We start from the raw sequence: 21,142 nt of genomic DNA, 5'->3' as shown, positions 1-21,142 counted from the left end.
ACGATGACCGAGGCGCAGGAAACCGAGCACGGCGGGCCGTCCGTGCCGCAGACCCGCACCGCCCGCCACCGCCGGATCGTGGACATCCTGAACCGGCAGCCGGTCCGCTCGCAGAGCCAGCTGGCCAAGCTCCTCGCCGACGACGGGCTGAGCGTCACCCAGGCGACGCTCTCGCGCGATCTCGACGAGCTGGGCGCGGTGAAGATCCGCAACACCGGCGGCGAGCTGATCTACGCGGTGCCGAGCGAGGGCGGATTCCGCACCCCGCAGGCCCCGTTGGGCGGCTCGGCCAAGGAGGAGCGGATGCGCAGGCTCTCGGCCGAACTGCTCATCTCGGCGGAGGCCTCGGCCAACCTGGTGGTGCTCCGTACACCGCCGGGCGCGGCCCAGTTCCTCGCCTCGGCCATCGACCAGGCCGAACTGCACGACATCCTCGGCACGATCGCGGGCGACGACACGCTGATGCTCATCAGCCGCGACCCGAACGGCGGTCAGGCGCTCGCCGACCATCTGCTGAGGCTCGCTCAGAACGACCGCTGAGGCTTTTACTAGTAGCGCGTGATCGCGGTCGGGCCCGAGCCGGTCCCGACCGCGATGTGCGGCCGCCGCTCCGGCTTCGCCCACGCCAGGATCTCCGCCATGGCGCCGGCGGGTACGGACACACAACCCGCCGTCGCCCCGCGCCCGTTCACATGCAGGAAGATGCCCGCGCCCCGGTCGCGCACCGGACGGTCGTAGTTGAAGCCGATCACCAGCGCCCGGGCGTACTGCGTGCCGTAGGAGACCAGGTGCTCGGCCTCCGCCGCGCGGCAGTGGGAGGGCCGCGGTTCCACCCAGCGGTTGTACGCCTCCGAGTCGTTGTCCTGGCACCACCAGGAGTCCTCGTTCACCTTCCGGTACGGATACGTCGTCCCCGCCGGAGCGTCCTCGATGCCGAAGGCGTACGGCAGGTCGTACAGCCCGGTCGGGGTGGTACTCGTGCCCTGCTGCCGCGTCGCCCCCTCGGCCAGTCCGTTCGCCCCGAACCGCGCGGGCGCGGACCCGGCCTCCGCCCACCGGCCACCGCGCCGCTCCCACCAGGTCACCGTCCCGGTGGTCGAGCCGGTGCCGGGAGCCTCGGCGGTGATCAGCTGCGAACCGCCGCCCGTGTCCGCCAGCCGGTCCGGGAGCGGCGGTACGTCGGAGGCGGGCGCGGCCCCGAGGGAGCCGGCCAGGGCCAGGAGTACGGCGGCGGTCACCAGTGATCTGCGCATGCTCCGGACCGTACGGCGACCGGCCCGCCCGCCCCACCGGACCTGCTCCGTACGGCCCAGCGGCGCACACCGGGCGGGGCATCACCGGTTCGGCATCACGGGCCGGGGCATCAGCGGTACCCGGGCTCCGGAAGCCGCTGCCGCCCCGCCGCCCGCAGCAGCCGGTCCGCCGCCACCCGCACCGCGCGCGGCCGGTCCGGCGCACCCCGCTCACGCAGCAGGCGCTCCGGAATCCCGGCGGCCTCCGGCAGCAGGGCCCGGGTCGCCGCCCGCACCACGGCCGGGCTCGGGTCGTCCAGCAACGGCGTCAGCCGCTCCCGCACCACCACGTCCAGCGCACGCAGTCCGCCGATCGCGTGCAGGCGCACGGCGGGCAGCGGGTGCTCCACCAGGGCCCACAGCGTCCCGGCGTCCGCCGCGCGGTCGCCGCACTCGCCGAGGCCCGCGGCGGCACCCGGGTGCGCGGCGGGCTCGGTGCACAGGGCCCGGCAGAGGGGCAGCGGGTCGACGCCGTCCTGACGCAGCACGTAGCGCGCGCAGGCCCGTACGAGGGCGGACCGGTCGGCGAGGAACCGCTCCGCGTCACCGTGCCGCCCGGCCCGCCGCAGCGCGGTCACCCCCGCCGAACGCACCCGGGGCGAGCGAGCCGTCAGCAGCCGGTCCAGCACGGCGGCCGCGTCCGGCCCCGGAGTCGTGCCCGGCCTCACGGCGGCCTCCGCGCAGAGGTCCTGGAGCGTGACGTCACCGCAGGTCGCCGCCGTGGTGGCCAGCTCCATCGGCGTCAGCAGTCCGCGCTCCACCGCGATCCGGTACGCGAGGCGGTACGTCGCCCGGTCCGGGTGGCCGGTCAGCACCAGCACCTCGGCCGCCGGGCCCTCGCGCAGCGCGTCCTCCAGCAGGTCCCGGGCGAAGTCGCCCCGCGCCCGCCGCGACAGCCGCAGGATCAGCTCGGCCAGCGGGAACAGGTCGCCGCCGGGCAGTTCGGCGAGCAGCTTCCGGGCCTTCTCTTGGACCGGAGCGGCCCAGTCCGCGCACCGCACCACCAGCAGCGGGCGCAGCTCCGGGTCGGCGCCCGCCGCGTCCAGGGCCGATTCCCGGATCCGCCCGTCCGGGTGGGACAGGGCGATGGCGGGAGGGAGCGGGGGCGAGGCCGGGGGAGCGACCCTCGAACGCGTACGTCCGCGCAACCGGTCCAGCAGCGTGGGGGCCGGCCGAACCGGCTCCCCGGGCGGCCGAACCGGCTCCCCGGGCGACCGGGCCGGCAGCCACGGGCGGTCGTCGAGACACCGGACGTCGGCGTCGAAGTCCAACCACGCATCGGCCGACGCGCCGTCCAACACCTCGGCCGGAGCGGCGCCCTCCCACACCCGCACCACCGGGCTCACGGTCTCCTTGTCACGGCCGTCCACCGTGCCCCCTTTCGTAAGGTGCCGATGCTAGAGCCGCTCCGGTCGAGAAGCCTCGGCATTTCCCGACCGAACGGCCACGCGCACCACCCTGACCTGCTGTTTTGACAAACAATACAGAGGACTGCATAGTTATACCCATCAGTGATTGCACCGTAAGGAGAAACCCGTGACCGAGCGCGTCGTACTCGCCTACTCGGGCGGCCTGGACACCTCCGTCGCCATCGGCTGGATCGCCGAGGAGACGGGCGCCGAGGTCATCGCCGTTGCCGTGGACGTCGGCCAGGGCGGCGAGGACCTGGACGTCATCCGCAAGCGCGCGCTCGCCTGCGGTGCCGTCGAAGCCGAGGTCGCGGACGCCAAGGACGAGTTCGCCGAGGAGTACTGCCTCCCGGCGATCAAGGCCAACGCCCTCTACATGGACCGCTACCCGCTGGTCTCGGCCCTCTCCCGGCCGACCATCGTCAAGCACCTCGTCGCCGCCGCCCACAAGCACAACGCCGGGATCGTCGCCCACGGCTGCACCGGCAAGGGCAACGACCAGGTCCGCTTCGAGGCCGGCATCTCCGCGCTCGGCCCCGACCTGAAGTGCATCGCCCCGGTCCGCGACTACGCGATGACCCGGGACAAGGCGATCGCCTTCTGCGAGGAGAAGAACCTCCCGATCGCGACCACCAAGAAGTCCCCGTACTCCATCGACCAGAACGTCTTCGGGCGCGCCGTCGAGACGGGCTTCCTGGAGGACATCTGGAACGCGCCGATCGAGGACATCTACGAGTACACCGAGAACCCCGCCGTCCAGCGCGAGGCCGACGAGGTCGTCATCTCCTTCAAGGAGGGCGTGCCCGTCGCCATCGACGGCCGTCCCGTCACCGTCCTCCAGGCGATCCAGCAGCTCAACGAGCGGGCCGGCGCCCAGGGCATCGGCCGGATCGACATGGTCGAGGACCGGCTCGTGGGCATCAAGTCCCGCGAGGTGTACGAGGCGCCCGGCGCGATCGCGCTGATCACCGCCCACCAGGAGCTGGAGAACGTCACCGTCGAGCGCGAACTGGCCCGCTACAAGCGGCAGGTCGAGCAGCGCTGGGGCGAGATGGTCTACGACGGCCTGTGGTTCTCCCCGCTCAAGCGGGCGCTCGACGGCTTCATCAACGAGGCCAACCAGCACGTCACCGGCGACATCCGGATGACCCTGCACGGCGGCCGCGCCGTCGTCACCGGCCGGAAGTCCGAGGAGTCGCTGTACGACTTCAACCTCGCCACCTACGACTCGGGCGACACCTTCGACCAGTCCAAGGCGCAGGGCTTCATCGAGATCTTCGGCCTCTCCTCGAAGATCGCGGCCAAGCGCGACCTCGCCTGATCTTCTCTCGTTGTACAGCCGCCTCCCCGTCGTCACGCGGCAGGGAGGCGGCCGCATATCCGCAACCGGGCCTACGCCTTGGCCTTTTGCCTTCGCTTTTTGAGGAGCACGCAGTGAGCAGCAACAACGGTGACGTCCGGCTCTGGGGCGCGCGTTTCGCCGACGGACCGGCCGAGGCGCTGGCCAAGCTGTCGGCGTCCGTCCACTTCGACTGGCGGCTCGCGCCGTACGACATCGCCGGCTCCCGCGCCCACGCGCGCGTCCTCAACAAGGCGGGCCTGCTCACCGAGGACGAGCTGACCCGGATGCAGGCAGGCCTCGACCAGCTCGAAGCCGACGTCGCCGACGGCTCCTTCACCGGCACCATCGCCGACGAGGACGTCCACACCGCCCTGGAGCGCGGACTCCTGGAGCGCCTCGGCCCCGACCTCGGCGGCAAGCTGCGGGCCGGCCGGTCGCGGAACGACCAGATCGCCACGCTCTTCCGGATGTACCTGCGCGACCACGCCCGGATCGTCGGCGGTCTGATCGCCGACCTCCAGAGCGCGCTGGTCGGCCTCGCCGAGGCCAACGCCGACGTCGCCATGCCGGGCCGGACCCACCTCCAGCACGCCCAGCCCGTCCTCTTCGCCCACCACGTGCTCGCCCACGTCCAGTCCCTCTCCCGGGACGCCGAGCGGCTGCGCCAGTGGGACGAGCGCACGGCCGTCTCGCCGTACGGCTCCGGGGCGCTCGCCGGGTCCTCGCTCGGGCTGGACCCGGAGGCGGTCGCCGCCGACCTGGGCTTCGAGCACGGTTCGGTCGCCAACTCCATCGACGGCACCGCCTCGCGGGACTTCGTCGCGGAGTTCGCCTTCATCACCGCGATGATCGGCGTGAACCTCTCCCGGATCGCGGAGGAGGTCATCATCTGGAACACGAAGGAGTTCTCCTTCGTCACCCTCCACGACGCCTTCTCCACCGGCTCCTCGATCATGCCGCAGAAGAAGAACCCCGACATCGCGGAGCTGGCCCGGGGCAAGTCCGGCCGTCTCATCGGCAACCTGACCGGCCTGCTCGCCACGCTCAAGGCGCTCCCGCTGGCGTACAACCGGGACCTCCAGGAGGACAAGGAGCCCGTCTTCGACTCCTGCGACCAGCTGGAGGTCCTGCTGCCCGCCTTCACCGGCATGATGGCCACCCTCACCGTCAACCGCGAGCGCATGGAGGAGCTGGCCCCGGCGGGCTTCTCGCTCGCGACCGACATCGCGGAGTGGCTGGTCAAGCAGGGCGTGCCGTTCCGGGTGGCGCACGAGGTGGCCGGCGCCTGCGTCAAGGAGTGCGAGCAGCACGGCATCGAGCTCGACCAGCTCACCGACGAGCAGTTCGCCAAGATCTCCGAGCACCTCACCCCCGAGGTCCGCACGGTCCTCAACGTGCGGGGCGCCCTCGCCTCCCGCGACGGCCGGGGCGGAACGGCGCCCTCCGCCGTCGCCGTCCAGCTCGCCGAGGTGAAGGAGGACCTGGCGGCCCAGCACGCCTGGGCGACCGCCCGCCAGTAGGGCCACCGGTCCGGTCGCAGCAGGTGGCGGCGGTGTCGTAAGAGGTCCACGAAGGGTGTCGCGAGCTACGTTCACCGGGGTAGGAGTAACCGAAACCCGACCCCGAGGAGCCCGCGATGCCCTTCGCCGCCCTGGCCGCCGCGACGACCCCGACCGCCCACATCGGACTGGGCCTGGCCGCCGTGGGGAGGCCCGGCTACATCAACCTCCACCGCGACCGGGACCTGCCCGCCGACCGGGACGTCGACGCCCTGCGCGCCCGCACCCACGAGCTGCTGGACGCCGCCTACGCTCAGGGCGTCCGGTACGTCGACACCGCCCGCTCCTACGGCCGTGCCGAGGAGTTCCTCGCCGAGTGGCTGGACGCCCGGCCCTCGTTCACCGACCTCGTCGTCGGCAGCAAATGGGGCTACACCTACACCGCCGACTGGAACGTCGAGGCCGAGGCCCACGAGGTCAAGGACCACAGCCTCGCCACCTTCGAGCGCCAGTACGCCGAGACCCGGGACCTCCTCGGCGACCGGCTGAGCCTCTACCAGGTCCACTCGGTCACCCCGGACAGCCCGGCGCTCAGCGACAAGGAACTGCTCGACCGCCTCGCCGCCCTGGCCGCCGACGGCGTCACCGTGGGCCTCTCCACCAGCGGCCCCGCCCAGGCCGAGGCGATCCGGGCCGCCCTCGCCGTCACGGTCGACGGCGAACCCCTCTTCCGTACGGTCCAGGCCACCTACAACGCCCTGGAGACCTCGGCCGCGCCCGCGCTCGCCGAGGCCCACGACGCCGGGCTCACCGTGATCGTCAAGGAGGGCATGGCCAACGGGCGGCTCGCCGGGGAGGAGGCCCCCGCCGTGTTCCAGGAGATCGCGGCCGGCGCGGGCGTGGGCGGCGACGCGGTCGCCCTCGCCCTGGTCCTGCACCAGCCCTGGGCCGGCGTCGTGCTCTCCGGCGCCGCCACGGCCGCCCAGCTCTCCGGCAATCTGCACGCGGCCGTCGTCGACCTGGACGACGAGCAGCGGGCCGGCCTCGACGCCCTGGTCGAGGAGCCGGAGGCGTACTGGCGGCACCGCGCCGGCCTGCCCTGGCACTGAAACACCGCCCAGGACCGCCCCGGACTCTGAACCCGTCGGCCTCAGGAGCTCGTCAGGACGACGAGTTCCCGGGTCGCCCGGGTCATCGCGACATACCGGTCCACCGCCCCCGCGACGCCCTCACCGAAGTCCTGCGGGTCGACGAGGACGACCAGGTCGAACTCCAGGCCCTTCGACAGTTCCGGGGTCAGCGACCGCACCCGGGGCGTCGTCGTCCGGAACGCGGGAGCGCCGATGACGCAGGCGGTCCCGTCGTCGTGCGCGGCGAGCCGGTCGGCCAGGACCGACTCCAGGTCCGCCACGGACCCGTGGGCGACGGGAATGCCGCTGCTGCGGACCGAGACCGGCACATTGGCGTCGGGGAGCACGGCCCGGACGACCGGCTCCGCTTCCGCCATGATCTCCTCCGGCGTCCGGTAGTTGATGGTCAGCGAGGCCAGGGTGATCCGGTCGAGACCGACCCGCTCCAGACGCTCCCGCCACGACTCGGTGAACCCGTGCCGGGCCTGCGCACGGTCCCCGACGACGGTGAAGCTCCGGGACGGACACCGCTGGAGCAGCATCTGCCACTGGGCGTCGGTCAGTTCCTGGGCCTCGTCCACGACGATGTGCGCGAAGGGCCCGGCCAGCAGGTCGGGTTCCACCCCGCTCGGCCGGTCGGCGGTGGCCAGCGACTCGCGCAGATCCGCCCCGCGCAGCATCACCAGCGCACCCTCGCCGTCCGCGTCGGCGTCGGCCAGCGTCTCGTCGGCCAGCAGGCTGTCGACGACCTCGTCCATCCGCGCGCGTTCGGCGGCGGCGGCCGCCGCGTGGCGGCGCCTGCGCCGGGAGGCCTCCGGGTCGCCGAGCCGCTGCCGGGCCGCGTCCAGGACCGGCAGGTCCGACTCCGTCCAGGCCCGCGGGTCCGGGCGCTGCAGCCGCCGGACCTCCTCGGGGCTCAGCCAGGGCGCGCACCTGCGCAGATAGGCGGGTACGGACCAGAGGTCGCCGACCAGGTCGGCCGCATCGACCAGGGGCCAGGCCCGGTCGAAGAGGGCGAACAGCTCCCGGTTCCGCCGCAGCGAGGCGCGCAGCGCCTCCTCCGGGGCGTCGCCGTCGTGCTTGTCCACGAGGATCGTGACCAGCTCCTCCCAGATCTGGTCGCGCGCCTCGTTGTGCGGGGTGCCCGGGTCCGCCGCCCCGAACGCCGAGGCCCAGTCGGCGGCGCTCAGCCAGATGTCGGACCAGTGCGTCTCCACCCGTACGCCCTCGGTCGGCGGCTCCTCGTAGAACCGGACGGCCGGCTCGACCGCGTGCACGAGGTCCGCGGACGCCTTGAGGCGCGCCACCTCCGGATCGGTCTCGGCCACCGCCCCGGCCCCCTCCGCGACCAGGTCCCGCAGGGTGCACGTCTGTACGCCCTCCTCCCCGAGGCTGGGCAGCACATCGGAGACGTACCCGAGGTAGGGCTCGTGCGGGCCGACGAACAGGACCCCGCCGCGCCGGTGGCCCAGGCGCGGGTCGGCGTACAGGAGGTAGGCGGAGCGGTGCAGCGCGACGACGGTCTTCCCGGTGCCGGGCCCGCCGTCGACGACGAGCGTGCCCCGGGAGCCGGCCCGGATGACGGCGTCCTGGTCGGCCTGGATGGTGCCCAGCACATCACGCATCCGGGCCGACCGGTGGCCGCCGAGGCTGGCGATGAACGCCGACTGGTCGTCCAGCGCGGCATGCCCGGCGAACCCCTCCGGGGCGAACACCTCGTCCCAGTAGTCGTTGATCCGGCCGCCGTGCCAGCGGTAACGGCGGCGGCTCGCCAGGCCCATCGGGTCGGCGTGGGTGGCGCCGAAGAACGGTTCGGCCGCCGGGGATCGCCAGTCGAGCAGCAGCCGGCGGCCCGTGCTGTCGGTCAGCCCGAGCCGGCCCACGTACAGCGGCCCGGAGCCGTCCGCGGCGACCATGTGCCCGAGGCACAGATCCAGGCCGAACCGGCGCAGCGCGCGCAGCCGGGCGGTCAGCCGGTGGATCTCCACATCCCGGTCCATCGCCTGTCGGCTCGCCCCGCCGGGCGCCCTGCGTTCGGCCGCGAGCCGGTCGGTCAGCTCGGCGATCGACTGCTCCAGACAGTCGGCGACGGCCGCGAAGTGCCGCTCGTCATCGGCGATCAGCGCCGGGTCGGCCTTGGGGGAGAGGCGGTCGGGGAGGTCGAACGCGCTGGTGGTCAGGGGTTTCACGTGGTCGGTTCCGATCTGCGGTGCCTACAGGTACGTACCGGGGGCGGGGTTCCCCCGGGGGAGTCGGACGCGGCGCGGCGTGCGGTCAGGCGGAGGGGGCGCCGAACCACCGGGCCGTCGCGGCGTGCAGGTCCGCCTGCTCCCCACCGGCCCACGCCACATGGCCGTCCGGCCGCAGCAGTACGGCCGGGGCGTCGAGGCCCTCCGCCACGTCGACGACATGGTCGACCCGGTCCGCCCAGCCCGCGACGGACAGACGGCCGGTGCCGTCGAGCAGCAGCCCGCGGCCCTCGTGCGTCAGGTCGTAGAGCCGGCCGCGCCTGAGCGGCAGGTCCCGCAGCCGCCGGCCGAGCAGGTCATGGCCCTCGCCGAAGTCGTAGCGGACGTCGACCGCGGTGACCATGCCGGTCAGATACGTGTTGACCTCCTCGAAGTCCATCAGCCGGGAGAACAGCTCCCGCAGCGCGACCGCGCCCGGCGAGGTGCCCAGCAGGGTGATCTGCGCCCGGGTGTTGTCCAGGACGCGCGCGCCCACCGGGTGCCGCTCGGCGTGGTAGCTGTCCAGCAGCCCTTCCGGCGCCCAGCCGTTGACCGCCGCCGCCAGCTTCCAGCCGAGGTTGAACGCGTCCTGCACCCCGAGGTTGAGCCCCTGTCCGCCGGTCGGCGGGTGGATGTGCGCCGCGTCGCCGGCCAGGAAGACCCGGCCGACCCGGTACCGCTCGGCCTGCCGGGTGGCGTCGCCGAAGCGGGACAGACCGCGGGGCGAGTGGACGCCGAGGTCGGTGCCCGCGACGGCCCGCAGCCGGTGCCTGAACTCCTCCAGCGTCGGCGCGGTCGCCCGGTCCTCGGACACCCCTTCGGCGGGCACGATCACCCGGAACGTGCCGTCGCCGTTGGGGATGACGCCGAACCGCAGCTGCGTCCCGCGGACCTTCTCGACGACGGCGGCGACCGTCGCCGGATCCTCGCCCAGCTCCATGTCGCCGAGCAGCGTCTCGACCGTGGCGGGCTGCCCGGCGAAGTCGACGCCGAGCTGCTTGCGCACGGTGCTGCGGCCGCCGTCGCACCCGACGACGTACCGCGAGCGCAGCCGCGTGCCGTCCGTCAGCTCGACGGTCACCCCGGCCTCGTCACCGTCCTCGTCACCGTCCCCGTTTGTGTCTGCGGACCGGCTCAGCCCGGCCACCTCGCAGCCGCGCCGGATCTCGGCGCCCAGTTCGACGGCGCGTTCGCGCAGCAGCTGCTCGGTCACCGGCTGCAGCGTGGAAAGGCCGTACGGGTGCGCGGTGTCCAGGCGGTCCGGCCACGGTTTCTGAATTCCGCCGAAGAAGCCGCCCACCTGGAATGTCTCACTGACTGCCAGGAACCGTTCCAGCAGCCCGCGCTGGTCCATCACCTCGACGCTGCGCACATGCAGTCCGCGCCCCCGGGATTCCCGGCCCGGCTCCGCCTGTTTCTCCAGTACGACCGTGTGCACTCCGGCGAGCCGCAGCTCAGCGGCGAGCATCAGCCCGGTGGGCCCGCCGCCGACGACTATTACGTCGATCATCACCATTCCGCCTTCGTCGTCGAATGCGGACGATTCTGCGGTATATGGGGGGCCTTGCGGCAAGGCCCCCCATCCGCTATAAATTAAGAGTGGCAAGGAGTGGTTTTACCTCCGGCCGCTTTTTTTATTTCCCCACCCGACTTTTCGCGCGGCACCGTGCCCACTGCGTCGTCGGCGTCTCCGATGAGACGAAGGTGTCTCACGTGGGTTATGGTCGTCTCATGACTCTCGACCGTGAGCAGGTGCTGCGCAGCGCCGCCGCCCTGCTGTCCCACAAATCGACCGCCACCATGGACGAGGTCGCCAGGGCGGCGGGCATCGGCCGCGCCACCCTCCACCGCCACTTCGCCGGGCGCGACGCCCTGGTGAAGGCGCTGGAGAATCTCGGTATCCAGGAGTTCGAAGCGGCCCTGGACGCCGCCCGGCTCGACGAGGACACCTCCGAGGAGGGGCTCCGCCGCCTCATCGCGGCCGTCGAGCCCAGCGCCGGACTGCTGTCCTTCCTCGTCAACGAGAACCAGCTCTTCGAGGGCGACGAGGTCAACGAGGGCTGGAACCGGGCCGACGCCCGCGTCTCCGCCTTCTTCCGTCGCGGCCAGGAACGCGGCGAGTTCCGTATCGACCTCACCCCCGCCTGGCTGACCGAGGCCCTGTACGGGCTCGTCGGCACCGGCGCCTGGGCCGTCCAGGCGGGACGGGTCGCCGCACAGGATTTCCAACACATGATCGTCGAGTTGCTGCTCGGCGGAGCACGCCGGAGCGTGGAGCAATGACCAGCATCGACCAGAACCCCGACACCACGGACGCGGTACGCCGCCCGGGGAGGTGGATCGCGCTCGCGGTCCTCGTCCTCGCCGTGCTGCTGGTGGCGGTGGACGCGACCGTCCTCGGTCTCGCCACCCCGTTCCTCAGCGAGGATCTGGAGCCCACCGGCACCCAGTTGCTCTGGATCGGTGACGTCTACTCCTTCGTCATCGCCGGTCTGCTCGTCTCGATGGGCAGCCTCGGCGACCGCATCGGCCGCAAGAAGCTGCTGCTGGTCGGCGCCGTCGCGTTCGGCGCGGTCTCCGTGCTCAACGCGTACGCGACCTCGCCCGAGATGATGATCGTGGCCCGGGCGCTGCTCGGCGTCGCGGGCGCCACCCTGATGCCGTCCACCCTCGCCCTGATCCGCAACCTCTTCCACGACCCGCGCGAGCGCAGCCTCGCCATCGGGATCTGGGGGGCGATGGCCTCGGCGGGCGCGGCGGTCGGCCCGGTCGTCGGAGGGTTCCTGCTCGAACACTTCTGGTGGGGTTCGGTCTTCCTCATCAACCTGCCCGTGATGGCCGTCCTCGTCGTCGTCGGCATCAAGCTGATCCCCGAGTCCAAGAACCCGGCCCCGGGCCCCTGGGACATGCTCAGTGTCGGGCTCTCGCTGGTCGGCATGATCAGTGTCGTGTACGCCATCAAGGAGACGGCCTCGCACGGGGTGAGCTGGGACGCCGGGGCGGCGGCCGTGCTCGGCGTCGCCGCGCTCACCTGGTTCGTCCGCAGGCAACTGCGGCTGCCCGCGCCCCTGCTGGACATGCGGCTCTTCCACCACCGGGGCTTCTCCGGCGCGGTCCTCGCCGACCTGCTGACCATCCTCGGCCTGTCGGGCCTGGTCTTCTTCCTCTCCCAGTTCCTGCAACTGGTGCAGGGCAGGGGCCCGCTGGAGGCCGGGCTCGCCGAACTGCCCGCCGCGATCGGCGCGGTGACCGCCGGTCTGCTGGCCGGATTCGCCGCCCGCCGCTTCACGGTCCGCTCCGTCGTCTCGGGCGGCCTGGCCGCGGTCGGTCTCGCCCTGGGCAGTGTCACGCTGCTCGACCAGTACACCGGCTATCCGCTGCTCGGCGCCATGCTGCTGGTCGTCGGCATCGGCGCGGGCTTCGCCTTCACCGTCACCGCCGACGTGATCCTCTCCAGCGTCCCGAAGGAGCAGGCGGGCTCCGCGTCCGCCGTCTCGGAGACCGCGTACGAACTGGGCGCCGCCCTCGGCATCGCCCTGCTCGGCTCCATCGTCACCGGTGTCTACCGGGGCTTCCCGACCCCGTCCGGCATCCCCGCCGGCGTCGAGGCGGCCGCCCACGAGTCGCTGGGCGGAGCGGTCGAGGCGGCCGGGGCGCTGCCCGCCGCCCAGGCGGGGCCGCTGGTCGCGGCGGCCCAGGAGGCGTTCGTCGACGGGCTGCGGTCGGCCGCAGGCGTCGGCGCGGCGGTCCTGCTGGCGGCGGCCGTCGCCGCCTGGTTCCTGCTGCGGGGCCAGAAGCTGGAGGACGGCATCGAACACCCGTAGCCGCGCCCGGTCACGGAGAAGGGCCCGCACCCCGGCGTGGGGTGCGGGCCCTTCCCGTGTCCTGGACGGCCTACGGGATCAGGCGGCCTTCGCCTTCGTCGCGTACATGTCCACGTACTCCTGGCCGGACAGACGCATCACCTCGGCCATCACCGAGTCGGTCACCGCCCGCAGTACATAGCGGTCGCGGTCCATGCCCTCGTACCGGGAGAACTCCATCGGCTCGCCGAAGCGCACCGTGACCTTGCCCGGCCGGGGAAGACCCGCACCGCCCGGCTGCAGCTTGTCCGTCCCGATCATGGCGAAGGGGACCACCGGCGCACCCGTCATGAGCGTCAGCCGCGCGATGCCCGTACGGCCCCGGTAGAGCCGGCCGTCGGGGGAGCGGGTGCCCTCGGGGTAGATCGCGAAGGCCTGCCCCTCCTCCAGGACCCGGCGCCCGGTCATCAGCGCCGCTACCCCGCCCCGGCCGCCGTCCCGGTCCACCGGGATCATGCCGCAGCCGGTGAAGAACCAGGCCATCAGCCGGCCCTTGAGCCCCTTGCCCGTGACGTACTCGTCCTTGCCGATGTAGAACACCGGCCGGTCGCAGCAGATGGGCATGATCATCGAGTCGATGAACGTGAGGTGGTTGCCCGCGAGGATCACCGGCCCGGTCCCGGGAATGTTCTCGGCGCCCTCCACCTGGGGGCGGAACATCAGGCGCAGAATCGGTCCGAGCACTGCCTTGATGACCGTGAGACGGGACAACGGTTCCTCCGGTGTCGTGGCCGGGCCGGCCGCGGTGGTTCGGGGTCCACCGGGCGGTGGCCGGTGCCGACGGATGATGGTCGGTGCAGGTGAGGACGATACTCGCGGGTATGCGCTGATCGCACATCGGGTTCACGAAGCGGATACGCAGTGTTGACGTGTGTTTCCGCCATGTTGGCCGACGGTCCGTCCTTTCGTACGTCTCCCAGCCTACGATCGGGCCTCGCTGGACCGGTCCCGGACATCACCGAGCGAGGAGCATTCATGACGGAGCGTGCGCGGAAGACCCCCGGCCGGCGGACCCTGCTGGGCGCCGCCGTCCTCGGCACGGCTGCCCTGGGCCTGCCCGCCGCCGCCCAGGCGGCCGAGCGGGGCCGCGGTCACGGCGGCGGCCACGGATCGCTGCGCGAGCTGCCCGTGCCGACGGTGATCGGCCACCGGGGCGCCAGCGGCTACCGCCCCGAGCACACCCTCGGCTCCTACCAGCTGGCCCTCGACCTGGGCGCGCACATCGTCGAGCAGGACCTCGTGCCGACCAAGGACGGCCACCTCGTCTGCCGCCACGAGAACGACATCACCGGCACCACCGACGTCGCCGACCACCCCGAGTTCGCCGGCCGCAAGGCCACCAAGAGCATCGACGGCGTCTCCTACACGGGCTGGTTCACCGAGGACTTCACCCTCGCCGAGCTCAAGACCCTGCGGGCCACGGAGCGCATCCCGGGCAACCGCCCGCACAACACCCTCTACGACGGCCGCTGGGCGATCCCCACCTTCGAGGAGGTCCTGCGCTGGGCCGAGAAGGAGGGCCGCAAGCGGGGCAAGCCCGTCTGGCTGTACGTGGAGACCAAGCACCCCAGCTACTTCCGGGGCCTCGGCCTCGGCCTGGAGGAGCCGCTCGCCCGGCTGCTGCGCCGGTACGGCCGGGACCGCCGGAACTCCCCGCTCATCCTCCAGTCCTTCGAGCCCGGCTCCGTCCAGCGCCTCGCCCGGCTCGTCGACACCCCGCGCATCGTCCTGCTCTCCGGCCCCAAGGAGCGCCCCTGGGACTTCGTCGAGTCGGGCGACCCGCGCACGGTCGCCGACCTGGTGAAGCCCGCCGGGCTGAAGTGGCTGGCCTCCTTCGCCCAGGGCATCGGCCCCACGCTCGACCTGGTCATCCCCAAGGACGCCTCGGGCCGGCTCACCACCCCGACCACACTGGTACGGGACGCGCACGCCAAGGGCCTGCTCCTGCACCCGTACACGCTGCGCAACGAGAACAGCTTCCTGCCCGCCGACTTCCGGCGCGGCACCGACCCCAACGCGTACGGGGACGTGTTCGGCGCCTACGCGGCCTACCTCGCCACCGGCATCGACGGCATCTTCGCCGACCACCCGGACACGGCCCTGCTCGCGGCGGCGGACCACGCGGGGCGCTGACGGGGTACGGAGCGCGGCGCGCCTCCCCGCACGCGGGGCGCGCCGTCAGCCGTACGCCTCCGCATGCCCCGGTCGGGTGGTGCGGCGCGACCGGAGCAACCGGCCGCCCCCACCGGCACGTCCGCCGGGGCATGACGCTTCTCGATCATGACCTCGGCCCGGCCGCGCCCACCGCCCACGTCGTCCGCGCCTTACAGCCCCTCGTGCGCGCGGAGGCGAAGGCGGAGGCCCCGGCCGCCGGGGTCGACCCCGCCGACCTCGAACAGAGCGTCTGGGTGCGGCTCCTGGAGCGCCCGGCCGCCGCCGGACCACCCGCCGACCCGGCCCGCTGGGTGCGCGACACCGTACGGGCGGAGGCCCGCAGAGGCCGCCGCGCGGCCCGGCGGGAACGCCCGTACGCCGGAACGGAACCCGCCGCCGGGCCGGCCGACTGCCCGGAACGCGCCGCGATCGGGGCCGCCGAACGCCGGGCGCTGCGCTCCGCGATGGCCCGGCTGCCCGGACACTGCCCCCGGCTGCTGGCGGCGATGCTCGCCCCCAGCGACCCGACCTACCGGGAAATCGCAGGGGAGTTGGGTATGTCACAGGGGAGCTTGGGCCCGATCCGTTCCCGTTGCCTTGGATGTCTGCGCAGAATGCTGGCTGCGGAGGTTGTCGCCCCATCCGTGCGGGGATAGGGAGCGGTAGGCAACCGGCTGACAGGTGAGCGGGAGGCGTGCACACATGGGCATGAGCGTGACCATCTCGGCGGCGACGACACAGGACGTCGAGCAGATATTCAGACTTCAGTACCTCTGCTTCCAGCGCGAGGCGGAGCTGTACGACAACTACCGGATCGATCCGCTCGTCCAGAGCCTCGCTTCCCTGCGTGCCGAAGTCGCCGACGACCTGGTGTTCGTGGCCCGGCTCGGGGACGAAGTCGTCGGCGCGGTCCGAGGATTCACCGATCCCGACGGCACCGGTCTGATCGGCAAGCTCTGCGTCCACCCCCGGCTCCAGGGCCACGGCCTCGGCGCCCGACTGCTGCTGGCCGCCGAGTCGGCGCTCTCCGCCGAGCGGTCCGCGACCCGCTTCCGGCTGCACAGCGGCCACCGCAGCGAGGGCAATCTGCGGCTCTACCGGAAGGCCGGATACGCCCAGGTCGGGGCCGTCACCGGAGCCGACGGCGTACGGATGGTCCTGCTGGAGAAGGACGCCGCCGACCGGGACTACGTGGCCAGCGCCTGACCGTGCGCCGCGCGCGGCGGAGCGGAGCGGCAGACGCTCAGACCGCCACCGTCTTCGCGCGGCGCAGCCAGATCATCCCGGTGACCGGCAGGATCACCGGGATGAAGAGGTAGCCCATCCCGAAGTCCGACCACACCGTCGCGTCCGGGAAGGCGGCCGGCTCGGCCAGCGTCCACGCGCCGACGACCAGCACACCCAGCAACTCCGCGGCGCAGCACACCAGCGCCGCCCGGCGGGCCTTCTCCCCGCCGCGCACCAGCGAGTACGTGATGAAGCCGTACACCACGGCCGCGACGGCCGAGAGCACGTACGCCAGCGGCGCCCGGTCGAAGTCGATGATGATCTGGACGATCGAGCGCGAGGCCGCCGCGACCGTGAACACCCCGTAGAACCAGACCAGGACCCGGCCGGGACCGGTGCCCAGTTCGAAGGACGGCTTCGGGGCCGCGTCCACCTCGGGGCGGTCGGTGTCGCTCACGTCAGTTTCCCCAGATGTCATAGAGCCGGACTTCCAGAACCGCCAGCACGATCGCGCCCGCCGCCACGGTGACCGAGCCCCAGCGGGTCCGCTCGGTCAACGACAGGAAACCGGCCGCGGGCACGGCGGCGAACGAACCGATCAGATAGGCGATGAACACCGCCATCCCCTGCTCCGGCCGCTCCCCGCGCGCCAGCTGGACGATTCCCACCACCAACTGGGCCAGCGCCAGCACGGAGACGACCGCCATCCCGATGAAGTGCCAGTCCTTCGTCGGCTGGTCCCGGTAGGCGGCGTGTCCGCACCAGGCGGCGAGGGCGAGCGCGGTCACGGCGACCGCGACCGTCAGGGCGTCAAGCATGAGTCGAGGGTATTACGGCCGGAACGCCCGCCCGCGTGCGGCCCCGGCCACCACACAGGCGGCCACGACCCCGGCGGCGATGACCGTGGCCTTGACCACAACCGGCGGCCGAAGTTCCGCTCCCAAGCCGACTGAACGCCGCCGGACGCACCCCCGTAATACTGCTGTCATCGCAGGTCACAGACGTGTTTCGGGGGTCGGACAGCGGAACCGGAAGGCTGGCGTCCGACCATCCAGCACTGTCCGCTATCCGGACAACCGGGATCGCGGGGACCTCACGTCTGTATTGTCGAATGCGCGCCTTCTGAGGGCCCCCGCCTGAGCCTCGCGCCCCGAAGCGAGACCGAGCCAGCGCCGTCCGCGCCCCGCGGAACGAGCGCGCCCGCGCATGCGCTTCCCCGGCCGACCGCCGCGTACAGCCATGCCGAGACCCCGGCCGACCAGCCCGAACAGTCTCTTCAGACGAATGCCCCGTGCCCGGCGGACACCGCGCCGCGCACTCGACAGTGACGGAAACCCCTGTGATCACCACGACGGGCCTCACGAAGGTCTACCAGTCGCGCGACCGTGAGGTCACCGCACTCGACGGCGTCGACCTGCACGTCCGCGAAGGCGAGGTGTACGGCGTCATCGGACAGAGCGGCGCCGGAAAGTCCTCCCTCATCCGCTGCGTCAACCTCCTGGAACGCCCCACCTCCGGCACCGTGACGGTGGCCGGCCAGGACCTCACCGCCCTCGCCGGCCGCGGCCGGCGGGCGAGCGCCGAACTGCGCCGGGCGCGCACCCGCATCGGCATGGTCTTCCAGCACTTCAACCTGCTGGACTCCCGCACGGTCCTGGACAACATCGAACTGCCGCTGGAGATCCTCGGAGTCTCCGGCCAGGCCCGCACCCGCAAGGCCAAGGAGCTGCTCGACCTGGTCGGCCTCGCCGACAAGGCGAAGTCCTACCCCGGACAGCTCTCCGGCGGCCAGAAGCAGCGCGTGGGCATAGCCCGCGCCCTGGCGGGCGACCCCCAGGTGCTGCTCTCGGACGAGGCGACCTCCGCGCTCGACCCCGAGACCACCCGCTCCATCCTCCAGCTGCTGCGCGACCTCAACCAGCAGCTCGGCCTGACCGTCCTGCTCATCACGCACGAGATGGACGTCGTCAAGACCATCTGCGACTCCGCGGCGCTCATGCGGCGCGGCCGGATCGTCGAGTCCGGAACCGTCGGCGAACTCCTCGCCACCCCCGGCTCCGAACTGGCCCACGAGCTGTTCCCGGTCGGCGGCACCGCCTCAGGGCCGGACCGGACGGTCGTCGACGTCACCTTCCAGGGCGAGTCGGCCTCCCAGCCGGTCATCTCCCAGCTCTCGCGTACGTACAACATCGACATCTCGATCCTGGGCGCCGCGATGGACACCGTCGCCGGCAAGCAGATCGGCCGGATGCGCATCGAGCTGCCCGGCCGCTTCGAGGAGAACGTCGTCCCCATCGGCTTCCTGCGCGAACAGGGCCTCCAGGCCGAGGTCGTCGAGGACGAGACCGGCCCGAAGGCCACCGCGGAGGCCGCCGGGACCACGGCGCCCGCCGCCCCCGCCGTACCGGAGCAGACGCCCGCCGCGATCACCAAGGAGGTCGTCAAGTGACCTGGTCCGAAATGCAGCCCCTGCTGACCCAGGGCACCGTCGACACCCTCTACATGGTGCTGTGGTCCGCGCTGGTCACCGTCGTCGGCGGACTGCCGCTCGGCGTTCTGCTGGTCCTCACCGACAAGGGCGGACTGCTCCAGAACACCGTGGTGAACAAGGTCATCGGCGTGATCGTGAACATCGGCCGCTCGCTGCCGTTCATCATCCTGCTGATCGCCCTGATCCCCTTCACCACCTGGGTCGTCGGCACCTTCATCGGCCCCACCGCGATGATCGTGCCGCTCGCCGTCGGAGCCATCCCGTTCTTCGCCCGGCTCGTCGAGACGGCGATCCGCGAGGTCGACCACGGGCTCGTCGAAGCGGTGCAGTCGATGGGCGGCTCCATCCCCACGATCGTCCGCAAGGTGCTCCTCCCGCAGGCCCTGCCTTCGCTCGTCTCGGGCGTCACCACCACCCTCATCGTGCTCATCGGCTACTCCGCGATGGCCGGCGCGGTCGGCGGCGAAGGGCTCGGCTCCAAGGCCGTCACCTACGGATTCCAGCGCTTCGACAACCAGTTCATGCTGATCACCGTCGCGCTGCTGATCGTCATCGTCACCGTGATCCAGCTGATCGGCGACCTCGCCGCCCGGCTGCTGGCCCGCCGGGGCCGCACTGCCTCCTGAGGCCGCTCCGCCTCCCGAGACAGCCACCCGGCCCCCTCGACCTCTCTCCCCATCGAGCCCGAACTCCTTGTCCGGGCGCACCACCACCACAAGAAAGAGGCACTTTTCGTGCGCAAGAACATCAAGATCACCGCTGCCGTCGCTTCCGCCGCCGCCCTCGCCCTGGGCCTGAGCGCCTGCGGTACGGACTCCGACCCGGCCTCCAAGAGCGAGACCGGCGCCAACGCCGACACCTCCAAGGCCCTGGTCGTCGCCGCGTCCCCGACGCCGCACGCCGACATCCTGAACTTCGTCAAGAAGAACCTGGCGGAGAAGGAGGGCCTCAAGCTGGAGGTCAAGGAGTTCACGGACTACGTCCTGCCGAACACCGCCACCCAGAACGGCCAGGTCGACGCCAACTTCTTCCAGCACAAGCCCTACCTGGACGACTTCAACGCGAAGCAGAAGACCACCATCGTGCCCGTGGTCAACGTCCACCTGGAGCCGCTCGGCCTCTACTCCAAGACGGTCAAGGACCTCAAGGACATCAAGGCCGGCCAGACCATCGCCGTACCCAACGACACCACCAACGGCGGCCGCGCCCTCCAGCTGCTCGCCGAGAACGGCCTGATCACCCTCAAGGACGGCGTCGGCACCAGCGCCAAGCTGAGCGACATCACCGACAAGAAGGGCCTGGAGTTCAAGGAGCTGGAGGCCGCCACCGTGCCCCGCGCCCTCAACGACGTGGACGCCGCGGTCATCAACGGCAACTACGCCATCGAGGCCAAGCTGAAGCCCGGCAAGGACTCCCTCGCCCTGGAGAAGGCCGAGGGCAACCCGTACGCCAACTTCCTGGCGGTCAAGGACGGCAACGAGAACGATCCGCGCGTCGAGAAGCTCGCCAAGCTCCTCAACTCCGACGAGGTCAAGAAGTTCATCGAGGACACCTACCAGGGCTCGATCGTCCCGGCCTTCGGCGCACCCGCCAAGTCCTGATGCCCGACCGGCACTTGCCGACGGAGCCCCGCACCTTCCGCCCGGAGGTGCGGGGCTCCGTCGTGCCCACCCGCCCATGCACAAGGCGGACCCGATGCTGCATGCTGTGCTTTTACCCGGTCTTCGGCATGGAGCTGCGCATGACTACCACCTTTCCGTCCATCTCCATCAGCACGGACAGGTTGGTGATGCGCCCTTTCGAAACGGCCGACATCCCCGCGCACATCGAGATGATGAACGACGAGACGGTCGTCGCGTGGATGGACGGACCGAACCCGTACGAACAGGTCGACGCCGAACGCTGGGTCCGCAGAATCGCTCCCTCCGAACGCACCTCCGGCCAGGGCATCGCCCTCGCCGTCACCGAGTTCCTCACCCAGCGGCTCGTCGGCAGTGTCCGCCTCCTCAACACCGACTGGCGCACCCGCTCCACCGAGGTCCGCTACATCACCGCCCCCTGGGCCCGCGGTGAGGGGTACGCCACCGAGTCCGTGCTCGCCATAGCCGAATGGCTCTTCCGCGACCAGGGCTTCGAACGCATCGAGCTGCGCACCCCCGCCGACAACACCGCCTCCCAGCAGGTCGCCCAGAAGCTCGGCTGCATCAGCGAGGGCGTCCTGCGCAACGCCCGCATCGCCCGCACCCGCACCGAGAACGGCACCGACGGCGGCTGGACCGACATCCGCACCGACCTGATCGTCTGGGGGCTCCTCCCCGAGGACCTCGAAGGCGTCGCCGAACAGCTCGCCGACGCCGGCGGCTACGGCACGTACAACGACTGGAAGTAGCACCCCGAGGCCCCCCGCAGGGCCAAAGGTCCGGACCGGATACCCTCACCCCTGCCCGGCACGCACGGGCAACGCCCCGCACAGCACGGGAAACGCCTCGCACCGCACGCGCACACCC

20 protein-coding genes are annotated in these 21,142 nt (G+C 71.9%); 13 read left to right on the top strand and 7 right to left on the bottom strand.

Annotation, left to right across the window (positions count from 1 at the left end):
* The first annotated feature begins 3 nt into the window (after positions 1-3).
* Entirely contained in the window at positions 4-540 is a 537-nt protein-coding gene (locus tag KV381_RS05405; RefSeq protein WP_019764598.1) for an arginine repressor, read from the top strand.
* A gap of 8 nt (positions 541-548) precedes the next feature.
* Here the strand turns inward: KV381_RS05405 and KV381_RS05400 are convergent, their stop codons facing one another.
* Positions 549-1,253 (bottom strand): L,D-transpeptidase, encoded by a 705-nt coding sequence (locus KV381_RS05400; RefSeq protein WP_030632243.1) that lies wholly within the window; start codon positions 1,251-1,253, stop codon positions 549-551.
* A 110-nt stretch (positions 1,254-1,363) separates the two neighbouring features.
* A complete protein-coding gene (locus KV381_RS05395) occupies positions 1,364-2,662 on the bottom strand; it encodes a hypothetical protein (RefSeq protein ID WP_218784767.1) in 1,299 nt (432 codons plus the stop codon).
* Between the two features lie 166 nt (positions 2,663-2,828).
* On the opposite strand from KV381_RS05395, the gene KV381_RS05390 reads away from it, so the two are divergent.
* From KV381_RS05390 to KV381_RS05380, 3 genes are all read left to right on the top strand, one after another.
* Positions 2,829-4,022: an argininosuccinate synthase gene (locus KV381_RS05390; protein WP_007445871.1), complete on the top strand. Its 1,194-nt coding sequence runs from the start codon at positions 2,829-2,831 to the stop codon at positions 4,020-4,022.
* A 113-nt stretch (positions 4,023-4,135) separates the two neighbouring features.
* Positions 4,136-5,563, top strand: a complete 1,428-nt coding sequence (argH, locus tag KV381_RS05385) for an argininosuccinate lyase (protein ID WP_030088438.1) — start codon at positions 4,136-4,138, stop codon at positions 5,561-5,563.
* A 116-nt stretch (positions 5,564-5,679) separates the two neighbouring features.
* Positions 5,680-6,651, top strand: a complete 972-nt coding sequence (locus KV381_RS05380; RefSeq protein WP_086778878.1) for an aldo/keto reductase — start codon at positions 5,680-5,682, stop codon at positions 6,649-6,651.
* Between the two features lie 41 nt (positions 6,652-6,692).
* Here KV381_RS05380 and helR read toward each other — a convergent pair whose 3' ends face one another.
* Together helR and rox are read right to left on the bottom strand one after the other, a co-directional pair.
* Complete coding sequence (gene helR / locus KV381_RS05375) at positions 6,693-8,861, bottom strand: RNA polymerase recycling motor ATPase HelR (RefSeq protein WP_218784765.1); 2,169 nt, start codon at positions 8,859-8,861, stop codon at positions 6,693-6,695.
* 85 nt (positions 8,862-8,946) lie between these two features.
* The gene (gene rox, locus KV381_RS05370; RefSeq protein WP_030632228.1) at positions 8,947-10,410 is read right to left on the bottom strand and encodes a rifampin monooxygenase; all 1,464 of its coding nucleotides are present in this window, start codon (positions 10,408-10,410) and stop codon (positions 8,947-8,949) included.
* 221 nt (positions 10,411-10,631) lie between these two features.
* Here rox and KV381_RS05365 point away from each other — a divergent pair, with 221 nt between their 5' ends.
* Together KV381_RS05365 and KV381_RS05360 are read left to right on the top strand one after the other, a co-directional pair.
* Entirely contained in the window at positions 10,632-11,183 is a 552-nt protein-coding gene (locus KV381_RS05365; RefSeq protein WP_030632226.1) for a TetR/AcrR family transcriptional regulator, read from the top strand.
* Positions 11,180-12,724 (top strand): MFS transporter, encoded by a 1,545-nt coding sequence (locus KV381_RS05360; protein WP_030632223.1) that lies wholly within the window; start codon positions 11,180-11,182, stop codon positions 12,722-12,724. The genes KV381_RS05365 and KV381_RS05360 overlap by 4 nt, the downstream gene beginning before the upstream one ends.
* A gap of 78 nt (positions 12,725-12,802) precedes the next feature.
* Here the strand turns inward: KV381_RS05360 and KV381_RS05355 are convergent, their stop codons facing one another.
* On the bottom strand, positions 12,803-13,474 hold the full coding sequence (locus KV381_RS05355; RefSeq protein WP_030088450.1) for a 1-acyl-sn-glycerol-3-phosphate acyltransferase: 672 nt from the start codon (positions 13,472-13,474) through the stop codon (positions 12,803-12,805).
* A gap of 264 nt (positions 13,475-13,738) precedes the next feature.
* Between KV381_RS05355 and KV381_RS05350 the strand changes: the two genes are divergently transcribed.
* The 3 genes from KV381_RS05350 to KV381_RS05340 all read left to right on the top strand — a co-directional run bounded on the left by KV381_RS05350 (position 13,739) and on the right by KV381_RS05340 (position 16,123).
* The gene (locus tag KV381_RS05350) at positions 13,739-14,896 is read left to right on the top strand and encodes a glycerophosphodiester phosphodiesterase (RefSeq protein ID WP_030632220.1); all 1,158 of its coding nucleotides are present in this window, start codon (positions 13,739-13,741) and stop codon (positions 14,894-14,896) included.
* 131 nt (positions 14,897-15,027) lie between these two features.
* A complete protein-coding gene (locus KV381_RS05345) occupies positions 15,028-15,573 on the top strand; it encodes a sigma-70 family RNA polymerase sigma factor (protein WP_030632217.1) in 546 nt (181 codons plus the stop codon).
* Between the two features lie 46 nt (positions 15,574-15,619).
* Positions 15,620-16,123 (top strand): GNAT family N-acetyltransferase, encoded by a 504-nt coding sequence (locus tag KV381_RS05340; protein WP_030632214.1) that lies wholly within the window; start codon positions 15,620-15,622, stop codon positions 16,121-16,123.
* A gap of 37 nt (positions 16,124-16,160) precedes the next feature.
* On the opposite strand, the gene KV381_RS05335 is transcribed toward KV381_RS05340, so the two are convergent.
* Positions 16,161-16,601 (bottom strand): hypothetical protein, encoded by a 441-nt coding sequence (locus KV381_RS05335; protein ID WP_030088458.1) that lies wholly within the window; start codon positions 16,599-16,601, stop codon positions 16,161-16,163.
* A 1-nt stretch (position 16,602) separates the two neighbouring features.
* A complete protein-coding gene (locus KV381_RS05330; RefSeq protein ID WP_086778882.1) occupies positions 16,603-16,962 on the bottom strand; it encodes a hypothetical protein in 360 nt (119 codons plus the stop codon).
* Positions 16,963-17,483: 521 nt separating this feature from the next.
* Between KV381_RS05330 and KV381_RS05325 the strand changes: the two genes are divergently transcribed.
* The 4 genes from KV381_RS05325 to KV381_RS05310 all read left to right on the top strand — a co-directional run bounded on the left by KV381_RS05325 (position 17,484) and on the right by KV381_RS05310 (position 21,024).
* The gene (locus KV381_RS05325) at positions 17,484-18,593 is read left to right on the top strand and encodes a methionine ABC transporter ATP-binding protein (protein ID WP_030088462.1); all 1,110 of its coding nucleotides are present in this window, start codon (positions 17,484-17,486) and stop codon (positions 18,591-18,593) included.
* Entirely contained in the window at positions 18,590-19,261 is a 672-nt protein-coding gene (locus tag KV381_RS05320; RefSeq protein WP_086778883.1) for a methionine ABC transporter permease, read from the top strand. Before KV381_RS05325 ends, KV381_RS05320 begins: the two co-directional genes overlap by 4 nt.
* Before the next feature lie 108 nt (positions 19,262-19,369).
* Positions 19,370-20,236 (top strand): MetQ/NlpA family ABC transporter substrate-binding protein, encoded by an 867-nt coding sequence (locus tag KV381_RS05315; protein WP_086778884.1) that lies wholly within the window; start codon positions 19,370-19,372, stop codon positions 20,234-20,236.
* Positions 20,237-20,337: 101 nt separating this feature from the next.
* Positions 20,338-21,024, top strand: coding sequence for a GNAT family N-acetyltransferase (locus KV381_RS05310; protein ID WP_030088466.1), 687 nt, complete (start codon positions 20,338-20,340; stop codon positions 21,022-21,024).
* The last annotated feature ends 118 nt before the right edge of the window (positions 21,025-21,142 follow it).

Origin of the sequence: Streptomyces sp. WY228 (assembly GCF_019287315.1) — a bacterium.
GTDB lineage: Bacteria > Actinomycetota > Actinomycetes > Streptomycetales > Streptomycetaceae > Streptomyces > Streptomyces caviscabies.
This window is presented reverse-complemented; position numbering and strand designations above follow the sequence as displayed.

What these genes read in the sequence shown, in the direction of transcription:
- KV381_RS05345 (WP_030632217.1), top strand. Translation starts at nt 15,028, where the DNA reads ATGACGCTTCTCGATCATGACCTCGGCCCGGCCGCGCCCACCGCCCAC.
- KV381_RS05365 (WP_030632226.1), top strand. Translation starts at nt 10,632, where the DNA reads ATGACTCTCGACCGTGAGCAGGTGCTGCGCAGCGCCGCCGCCCTGCTG.
- KV381_RS05380 (WP_086778878.1), top strand. Translation starts at nt 5,680, where the DNA reads ATGCCCTTCGCCGCCCTGGCCGCCGCGACGACCCCGACCGCCCACATC.
- KV381_RS05350 (WP_030632220.1), top strand. Translation starts at nt 13,739, where the DNA reads ATGACGGAGCGTGCGCGGAAGACCCCCGGCCGGCGGACCCTGCTGGGC.
- KV381_RS05400 (WP_030632243.1), bottom strand. Translation starts at nt 1,253, where the DNA reads ATGCGCAGATCACTGGTGACCGCCGCCGTACTCCTGGCCCTGGCCGGC.
- KV381_RS05330 (WP_086778882.1), bottom strand. Translation starts at nt 16,962, where the DNA reads ATGCTTGACGCCCTGACGGTCGCGGTCGCCGTGACCGCGCTCGCCCTC.
- KV381_RS05340 (WP_030632214.1), top strand. Translation starts at nt 15,620, where the DNA reads ATGGGCATGAGCGTGACCATCTCGGCGGCGACGACACAGGACGTCGAG.
- KV381_RS05310 (WP_030088466.1), top strand. Translation starts at nt 20,338, where the DNA reads ATGCTGTGCTTTTACCCGGTCTTCGGCATGGAGCTGCGCATGACTACC.
- rox (WP_030632228.1), bottom strand. Translation starts at nt 10,410, where the DNA reads ATGATCGACGTAATAGTCGTCGGCGGCGGGCCCACCGGGCTGATGCTC.
- KV381_RS05360 (WP_030632223.1), top strand. Translation starts at nt 11,180, where the DNA reads ATGACCAGCATCGACCAGAACCCCGACACCACGGACGCGGTACGCCGC.
- KV381_RS05405 (WP_019764598.1), top strand. Translation starts at nt 4, where the DNA reads ATGACCGAGGCGCAGGAAACCGAGCACGGCGGGCCGTCCGTGCCGCAG.